Source organism: Curtobacterium sp. MCPF17_003 (genome assembly GCF_003224385.1).
GTDB classification, from domain to species: domain Bacteria; phylum Actinomycetota; class Actinomycetes; order Actinomycetales; family Microbacteriaceae; genus Curtobacterium; species Curtobacterium flaccumfaciens.
In genome coordinates, this window is sequence record NZ_QKLC01000011.1 from 48,139 (window position 1) to 57,042 (window position 8,904).

An 8,904-nucleotide genomic window follows, 5' to 3' on the forward strand; every position below is an offset into this window, starting at 1 on the left:
ATCGAACGTCAGTGGTGCTCGTAGAGCACGGGCTCCGGCAGACCGTGCTCGGCTCGGATGCTGCGTGCGATGCCCTCGATCGCGACCAGGGTGTCGACCACGAGCTCCGGCGTCACCGGGAACGGCATGTTGTGGATGGTCTCGCCCTCCACCGTCGCGGCCTCGGCCACGGCGTGCAGCACGTCACGATCGTCCACCGTCAGGCCGATCTCGGTCAGGGTGTTCGGCAGGCCGACCTTCGTGGTGAAGACGACGAAGTCCTCGATCTCCTCGGCCGGGGCACCCTCGAGCACGAGCTGCGCGATCGTCCCGATGTTCACCTTCTGCCCGTGCGCCAGGCCGTGCGCCTGCGGAGCCGCGGTCAACCCGTTGTGGATCGCGTGGGCGGCGGCGAGCCCACCGGACTCGAAGCCCAGGCCGGACAGCAGCGTGTTCGCCTCGACGACCTTCTCGAGCGCCGGGGTCACGACCTTGGCCTTGACGGCCTCGATGGCCTGCAGGGCGTTCTCGTGCAGGAGCTTCCACGACAGCTCGGCGAGCGCGACGCCGGTCTGGGTCTGCAGGCCACCGGCCATGGTGTCGGCGTTGGCGCGCTTCGCGGCACGGGCCTCGACCCAGGTCGCCAGTGCGTCGCCGATGCCCGCGACCAGGAACTGCACCGGCGCGTTGGCGACGAGCCTGGTGTCGATGAGCACCAGGTCCGGATTGTGCGGGAAGAAGCGGTACTCGATGAACTCGCCCTCGGCGGTGTAGATGACGGCGAGCGCCGAGGTCGGGGCGTCGGTGGACGCAGCCGTCGGGACGCTCACCCACCGGATGCCGGCGAGGTGCCCAGCGGCCTTCGCGGCGTCGATCGCGGAGCCGCCACCGAGCCCCACGATGACGTCGGCGTCCTTCGCGCCAATCTGTTCGACGAGCTCGTCGACGGCCTCGGGGGTGGCGAATCGGCCGAACCCGACACGCTCCACGCCCAGGTCGGCGGATCGGAAGCTCTCGGTGACGGCGGTCTCGACGATGCCCCAGACCACGTCGTCGGCGACGATCAGGGGCCGCTTGCCGATCGGGGCGATGAACTCGCCGACGCGGGTGATCGCGTCCTTGCCCTGGACGTAGCGGGCGGGGCTCATCACGGTGCTGATGGGAGTGGCCATCGTGCGGTTCCTTCCGGTTGTACGACAGGTGTACGACAGGTGTCGGGGTGGCCGACGCCGCCGACGGTACGCGGGGCCGCTGATCGGTAGGTTCGGGATCATGACGTTCAACGACGACTCGCGACTCCGGGGCGGCAAGGTCAAGCGGCGGGGTCGCACCACAGCGATCGGCGGAGGTGCCGTGGGCGTCGGCGCCATCGTGGTGTTCCTGATCGCGCAGTTCACCGGCTTCGACCTGAGCGGGATCGTCGGCGGCGGCGACGGCCTGACGACGATCCAGCAGGAGGGCGAGTCCGCCGACGCCGCTCCCGAGTGCCGGACCGGGCGCGACGCCAACCTGCGCGTCGAGTGCCGGATGGAGGGCGCGGCCGAGTCGCTCGACGCCTACTGGACGTCCGAGGCGCGGTCGCTCGGCATCTCGTACACGTCCCCGGAGTTCTTCCTGTTCCAGGACTCCACCGACACCTCGTGCGGGCAGGCATCGGCCGCGACCGGCCCGTTCTACTGCCCGCCGGACCGTGCGGTCTTCCTGGACACCGCGTTCTACGACGACTTGCAATCGCAGTACGGCTCGTCCGGCGGTCCGCTCGCGCAGATGTACGTCGTCGCACACGAGTGGGGCCACCACGTGCAGCAGCTGCAGGGGTCGTTCGCGAACACCGACCGCTCCGGCACGGGTGCGTCGTCGGGCAGCGTCCGCGTCGAGCTGCAGGCGGACTGCTACGCCGGAGCCTGGGTCGGCGACGCCGCCACGACCGAGGACGCGAACGGCGAGACGTTCTTCGAACCGATCACCCGCTCCCAGATCACCGACGCCCTGTCGGCGGCGAGCGCCGTGGGCGACGACAGCATCCAGGAGCGTGCGACCGGCCGCGTCGACCCGGACTCGTTCACGCACGGGTCGAGCGAGCAGCGACAGCGCTGGTTCCTGCGGGGCTACCAGCAGGGCGCGACGAGCTGCGACACCCTGAGCATCCCGGGTTCGGCCCTGTAGCCGCACCGATCACGGACTGGCGCGACCCGCTCAGCGGCGACGCGAAGCGTCGCGCGGGGCGCGCCGACCGAGCCTGCGAGGGAGGGGTGCCAGCCGGCACCGGGCCTCCCGTCCGTGGTCAGCGCGTCAGCGCTCCTCCAGACGACAGCGCTCGTCGAGACGTCAGCGCTCGTCGAGACGTCAGCGCTTGGTCGGCGTGGGCGACGGGGTCGCGCTGGGCGTGGGTGTCGGGGTCGCGTCGGTCGCCCCGGCGGCCGTCACCACGAAGGTGCGGAAGTCGTCGTTCGTGACCGGGGAGGTCAGCTCGTAGCGCTGCCCGTTCACGAGCACGAGCGGCGTGCCAGGGAACTCCTTGAGCGTCGACCCGGGGATCGTGCCCCCGGATACCGCCGTCGTCTGCTCGTCCACCCACTTGGCGTAGTCCTGGTCGGCGATGCAGCTCCGGACGGCGCTGCGTTGCTGCAGCCCCTGCACGCCCGTGACGACGTCGGTGAGCTCGGCGTTCGTCAGGCCCGGGGTGCCCTCGTCCGGCTGCTTCGCGAAGAGCGCCTGGTTCACCGCGTAGAACTGGTCCGGGGAGTGCTCGGCGACGCAGGCGGCGGCGTTCGCGGCGCGGAGGGAGTACTTCGTGCCCTGCGAGCGGTTCGACAGGATCGCGACCGGGTGGATGTCGACCGTGGCTGCACCGGAGTCGACGAGGTCCTTGATGTAGTCGCCGTTCGCCTGCTCGAACTGGCCGCAGCCCGGGCAGAGGTAGTCGACGTACAGGGTGATCCGGACGGTGCCGGCCCCCTCGGTCGCGGCGCTGCTCGGCGACGCGGAGGCCGATCCGGACGCGGACGCCGTGACGGGCTTCAGACCCTGCCCGATGGTGATGCCGCCCTGCGACATCGTCGACGGGCCGGGGCCGGCGGGCTTCACGGAGTCGACCAGCACGAGCGTGACGATCGTCGCGGCGGCGAGGAGCACGACCCCGAGCCCGATCTGCAGGCCGAGCCGGACACCACGCTGGCGTCGCTTCTGCTGGGTCCGGGCACGCTGGGCTCGCTGGCGGGCGGCTTCACGGCGCTCGTTCCGCGCGGCGCGGGCGGCACCCTCGGGGCGGTTGTTCATCGGTGCGTCGTCCTCCTGATCGGTGTCCGCTCGGCGTTCCCCTGCTCGGCGGACGGACCCGGCGATTGTAGTGGGGCGCTCTGGGAAGCCGCCGACCAAGGGGGAAAACACTGGCGCACCCGGGTGAACTCGTGTTGTATGAACCTCGACAGTCGACGGCGACTGTCCGGGGCCCGTACGGGCACACCGCTTCACTCGGATCGTCCGGCACGTACCTGCCGGTGAAGGAAGGACCGAACGCTCATGGCGTCCGTCACCTATGACAAGGCAACCCGTCTCTACCCCGGAGGCAACCGTCCCGCGGTCGACTCCCTCGACCTGGACGTCGCCGACGGCGAGTTCCTCGTCCTCGTCGGCCCCTCGGGCTGCGGCAAGTCCACCTCGCTCCGCATGCTGGCCGGCCTCGAAGAGGTCAACTCCGGTCAGATCCGCATCGGCGACCGCGACGTCACGGACGTCCCGCCGAAGGACCGCGACATCGCGATGGTGTTCCAGAACTACGCGCTGTACCCGCACATGACCGTCGCCGAGAACATGGGCTTCGCGCTCAAGATCGCCGGCGTCGGCAAGGAAGAGCGCGCCACCCGCGTGCAGGAAGCCGCCAAGCTCCTCGACCTCGAGGACTACCTCGGCCGCAAGCCGAAGGCGCTCTCCGGTGGTCAGCGTCAGCGCGTCGCGATGGGCCGTGCGATCGTCCGTCAGCCGCAGGTGTTCCTCATGGACGAGCCGCTGTCGAACCTCGACGCCAAGCTCCGCGTCCAGACCCGCACGCAGATCGCGTCGCTGCAGCGTCGTCTCGGCGTCACCACGGTCTACGTCACGCACGACCAGACCGAGGCCCTCACCATGGGTGACCGCATCGCGGTGCTCAAGGACGGCATCCTGCAGCAGGTCGGCACCCCGCGCGACCTGTACGAGAAGCCGAACAACGTGTTCGTCGCCGGCTTCATCGGTTCGCCGGCCATGAACCTGCTGCCCGCCGACGTCATCGAGGGCGGCATCAGGTTCGGCACGCTCAACCACGCGATCGACCGCGACACCCTGTCGAACGCCCGTGCCGCACAGATCACGGTCGGCATCCGCCCCGAGGACGTCATCGTGTCGCAGTCCGGCGAGGGCCTGCCCGTCACGGTCGACGTCGTCGAGGAGCTCGGCGCCGACGGCTACCTCTACGGTCACGCCGACGTGAACGGCCAGCGCGCCGACATCGTCGCCCGTGTCGACGGTCGTGCGCACCCGTCGATCGGTGACACGATCGTGATCACGCCGAAGCAGGGCCACGTCCACGCCTTCGACACCGAGTCGGGCGACCGCCTCGACGACAAGGCCGTCGTCAGCGCGTAACCAGCGCACTCCCCCGAGAGCCCGCGCCCGCCTCACAAGGGCGGACGCGGGCTCTCGGCTGTCCCCGACACCAGAGGAACCACCGTGCCCGACTCGATGTCCATCACCGCCGCCACCGTCGACCCCGGCCTGCTCGACCTGCCGTGGGACCTGCCGCTCGCCGACTGGCCCGACGACACGATCGTCGCGCTGCCGAAGGGCATCTCGCGGCACCTCGTGCGGTTCGTGCACCTGAGCGGCTACGTCGCCGCAGTGAAGGAGACCGGCGAAGAGGTCGCCCGGTCCGAGTACGAGATGCTCCGGACCCTGCAGCGCATGGACGTGCCGTGCGTGGACCCGGTCGCGGTCATCACCAATCGCGTCGACGCCGACGGTGAACCACTGCACCCCGTGCTCGTGACCCGCCACCTGCGGTTCTCCCTGCCCTACCGCGCGCTCTACTCGCAGACGCTGCGCCCCGAGACCGCCACCCGTCTGGTCGACGCCCTCGCGCTGCTCCTCGTCCGCCTGCACGTCATCGGTTTCTACTGGGGCGACGTGTCCCTGTCGAACACGCTGTTCCGTCGCGACGCCGGAGCCTTCGCCGCGTACCTGGTCGACGCCGAGACCGGCAAGCTCTACCCCGGCGGGCTGTCGAACGGCCAGCGCGAGAACGACCTCGAGGTCGCCCGCGTGAACATCGCCGGCGAGCTGCTCGACCTCGAGGCCGGCGGTCGACTCGACGAGAACGCCGACCCCGTCGACGTCTCGAACCGCATCGTCGCCCAGTACCGCACGCTCTGGACCGAGCTCACCGGCACCGAGCAGTTCGACATCAAGGAACGCTGGCGCATCAACGACCGCGTGGAGCGCCTGAACGAGCTCGGCTTCGACATCGAGGAGCTCTCGATCCACACGACCGAGGGCGGCTCGCAGGTCCGGATCCAGCCGAAGGTCGTCGACGCCGGGCACCACCAGCGCCGACTGCTGCGGCTCACCGGGCTCGACGCCGGCGAGAACCAGGCCCGGCGCCTGCTCAACGACCTCGACTCGTACCGCGCCCGCAACGGCCGCGACGAACTCGACGAGGAGATGGTGGCGCACGAGTGGGTCTCTCGGGTCTTCGAGCCCGTCGTCCGCTCGATCCCCCGTGACCTGCGCGGCCGACTCGAACCCGCCGAGGTGTTCCACGAGCTGCTCGAGCACCGCTGGTTCATGTCCCAGCAAGAGGAGCGTTCCGTCTCCCTGCCCGAGGCCACGACCGCCTACATCAACGACGTGCTCCGACACCGTCGCGACGAGCGCCTGCTCATCAACCCGCCGACCTCGTCGATCACCGTGCCGATCCCGGTGCTGGGCGACGACGACGCCGACGAGTCCGACGACGTCGACGACTGGCGCGCCACGGTCTGACGCGGGCCCCGCTCGGTCACGACACCCCGCCGGGTGGGCGCCGACTGGTCGCAGACCGTCGCCTGCGGCGTCGCGCAGCGACGACTCGTGACCACACGGCGGGCAGCACCAGACGTGTCCCGACCGTTCGGGGGTCGAGAACGCGACCGTCTGGAGGCCCGGCCCGCGTCCCGGAGACCGGCGCCGGCCCTCCAGACCGTCACGCCCAGCCCCGCCTGTGGTGACGTTGGACGTCGAGCGGTCACGACACCCCGCCGGGCGAACCTCGACCGGTCACGGACCGTCACCTGCGGCGTCGCGCAGCGACGACGCGTGACCGCACGGCAGGCATCAGCCGACGTGTCCTGACCCTTCGGGCCCGCCCGAGCCAGCACCGTGAGCAGGAATGGTCGCCTCCCGCTCGGGGAGGCGACCATTCCTGCGCACGAAGAGCTGCGGCTACGCGGTGCGACGGCGCCGAGCGACCTCCCACAGCGTGACGCTCGCGGCGATGCCGGCGTTCAGGGACTCGGTGGCGCTCGAGATCGGGATCGACACGATGGCGTCACACGTCTCGGTGACCAGGCGCGACAGGCCCTTGCCCTCGGAACCGACGACGATCACGATCGGGCGGTCGGCGAGCTCGAGGCCGTCGAGCTCCACGTCACCGTCGCCGTCCAGGCCGAGGACGAACAGGCCCATCGACTTGAGCGACTTCAGGGTCTGCGTGAGGTTCGGGGCCATCGCGACGGGCGTGCGTGCCGCGGCACCGGCCGAGGTCTTCCACGCCGACGCCGTCACGCCGACCGAACGACGCTGCGGCACGATGACGCCGTGTCCGCCGAAGGCCGCGGTCGAGCGGATGATGGCGCCGAGGTTGCGGGGGTCCGTGATGCCGTCGAGCGCGACGAGCAGCGGGACCTGATCGCGCGAGAAGGCCTGCTCCACGATGTCCTCGGACACGGCGTACTGGTACGCCGGCACCTTGAGGGCGACGCCCTGGTGCACGCTGTCGTGTCCGGTGATGCGGTCGAGCTCGGGACGCATGAGCTCGATGATCGGCACGCCACGGTGGTTGGCGAGCGCGAGGATCTCCTTCACGCGGTCGTCGACCTCGATGCGCGACGCGATGTAGAGCGTCGACGACGGGGTCTTCGTCCGCAGGGCCTCGAGCACGGAGTTGCGCCCGGTCACCAGCTCGGAGTCGTCGGTCTTGCGTGCCGGCGGACGGCCCGTGCGACCCTGCGGGGTGCTCGAGGAACCGTGCCGACCCTTGGCCGCCTCGAAGCGGTCCTTCGCGGCCTTGCGCTTGCCGGCGGGGTGGTACGGGCGGTCCTCGGCCTTCGGGGTCGGCTTGCGGCCCTCGAGCGCCTGGGCACCCTGTCCGCCGGAACCGACCTGCTTGTTGCCCTTGCGACCGGCGCGGACGGCGCCGGGCCGACCCTTCTTGCTTCCCGAGACGTTCTTCATGCGTAGCTCCTGTTCGGCACTGCCGTGTTCAGGCGATGCTCCAGCGTGTTCCGGACGGCGTGTCCTCGATCGTGATGCCCGCGGCGGCGAGGTCGTCGCGCACGCGGTCGGCCGCGGTGAAGTCCCGTGCTGCCCTGGCGTCCGCGCGCTCCTGCACGAGGCGTTCGACGAGGGCGGCGAGCGGGCCTGCCGAGGTGTCGTGGCCGCCGCCCGACCAGTGGGCGGCTCGCGGGTCGATGCCGAGCACCTCCACCATCGCAGCCACCTGATGGTACGCGGTCCCGAGCGTTTCCGCATCGTCGGCGTCCAGGGCAGCGTTGCCGGTGCGCACGGTCTCGTGCAGCACGGCCAGGGCCTGGGGCACGGACAGGTCGTCGTCCATGGCGGCGGCGAAGGCCTCGGGCACGGCCGGGGCGTCGGCGAGGTGGACGCCCTCGAGCCGGGTCTCGGCGCGCTCGAGGAACCCGGCGATGCGGTCGTACGCCGCCTCGGCCTCGGCCAGGGAGCCCTCGTGGTGGTCGATCGACGAGCGGTAGTGGGCGGCACCGAGGAAGTAGCGCACGACGGCGGGACGGGCGGATCCGAGGAAGTCCGCGGCGAAGATCGAGTTGCCGAGCGACTTCGACATCTTCTGGCCCTCGACCGTCACCAGTCCGTTGTGCAGCCAGTAGGACGCGAACGAGTCCCCGGCGGCCGTGGACTGCGCCAGCTCGTTCTCGTGGTGCGGGAAGCGCAGGTCGAGCCCGCCTCCGTGGATGTCGAACGCGGGGCCGAGGTACCGACGGGACATCGCCGAGCACTCGATGTGCCAGCCCGGGCGGCCGGCGCCCCACGGGGAGTCCCAGTTGGCCGTCGACGGCTCGCCGGGCTTCGCACCCTTCCAGAGCGCGAAGTCACGGGCGTCGCGCTTGCCACGCGGATCGGCGTCGGCGGCCTCGACCATGTCCTCGCGCCGCTGCCGGGTGAGCACCCCGTAGTCGGCCCAGCTGCCGGTGTCGAAGTAGACGTCACCCGAGCCGTCGTCGGCGGCGTAGGCGTGCCCGCGGTCGATGAGGCGCTGGATGATCTCGTGCATCTGCGGCACGCTCGCCGTGGCCCGCGGCTCGTAGGTCGGTGGCAGGATGCCGAGGGCGTTGTACGCGGCCGTGAACTCGAGCTCGACCCGGTAGGCGCGGGCGAACCACTCCTCGTCCGTGCCGGCAGCCAGGTCGAGGACCTTGTCGTCGATGTCGGTGACGTTGCGCACCAGGGTCACCCGGTAGCCGCGGTGGGTGAGCCACCGACGCCAGATGTCGTAGACGAGCGCGGACCGCAGGTGCCCGATGTGCGGCGACGACTGCACCGTCGGACCGCAGACGTAGACGCTCACGTGTCCGTCGACCAGGGGCACGAGGTCGACGACGGCTGCGGCGCGGGAGTCGTAGAGGCGAACGGTCACGCCTCAACCCTAATCGGCGCGGA

At 70.7% G+C, this 8,904-nt stretch carries 7 protein-coding genes; 3 read left to right on the forward strand and 4 right to left on the reverse strand.

The window, feature by feature from the left end:
- Positions 1-8: 8 nt before the first annotated feature.
- On the reverse strand, positions 9-1,151 hold the full coding sequence (locus DEJ30_RS12125) for a glycerol dehydrogenase (protein ID WP_110861762.1): 1,143 nt from the start codon (positions 1,149-1,151) through the stop codon (positions 9-11).
- Positions 1,152-1,251: 100 nt separating this feature from the next.
- Here DEJ30_RS12125 and DEJ30_RS12130 point away from each other — a divergent pair, with 100 nt between their 5' ends.
- A complete protein-coding gene (locus DEJ30_RS12130; RefSeq protein ID WP_110861764.1) occupies positions 1,252-2,145 on the forward strand; it encodes a neutral zinc metallopeptidase in 894 nt (297 codons plus the stop codon).
- A gap of 180 nt (positions 2,146-2,325) precedes the next feature.
- Here DEJ30_RS12130 and DEJ30_RS12135 read toward each other — a convergent pair whose 3' ends face one another.
- Positions 2,326-3,258 (reverse strand): thioredoxin domain-containing protein, encoded by a 933-nt coding sequence (locus DEJ30_RS12135; RefSeq protein ID WP_110861766.1) that lies wholly within the window; start codon positions 3,256-3,258, stop codon positions 2,326-2,328.
- 243 nt (positions 3,259-3,501) lie between these two features.
- On the opposite strand from DEJ30_RS12135, the gene DEJ30_RS12140 reads away from it, so the two are divergent.
- Positions 3,502-4,602, forward strand: a complete 1,101-nt coding sequence (locus tag DEJ30_RS12140; RefSeq protein WP_027466605.1) for an ABC transporter ATP-binding protein — start codon at positions 3,502-3,504, stop codon at positions 4,600-4,602.
- An 84-nt stretch (positions 4,603-4,686) separates the two neighbouring features.
- On the forward strand, positions 4,687-5,994 hold the full coding sequence (locus tag DEJ30_RS12145; protein WP_110861768.1) for a DUF4032 domain-containing protein: 1,308 nt from the start codon (positions 4,687-4,689) through the stop codon (positions 5,992-5,994).
- A 438-nt stretch (positions 5,995-6,432) separates the two neighbouring features.
- Here the strand turns inward: DEJ30_RS12145 and rlmB are convergent, their stop codons facing one another.
- A complete protein-coding gene (gene rlmB / locus DEJ30_RS12150) occupies positions 6,433-7,443 on the reverse strand; it encodes a 23S rRNA (guanosine(2251)-2'-O)-methyltransferase RlmB (RefSeq protein ID WP_017888063.1) in 1,011 nt (336 codons plus the stop codon).
- Between the two features lie 28 nt (positions 7,444-7,471).
- A complete protein-coding gene (gene cysS, locus DEJ30_RS12155; protein WP_110861771.1) occupies positions 7,472-8,881 on the reverse strand; it encodes a cysteine--tRNA ligase in 1,410 nt (469 codons plus the stop codon).
- Between the last annotated feature and the right edge of the window lie 23 nt (positions 8,882-8,904).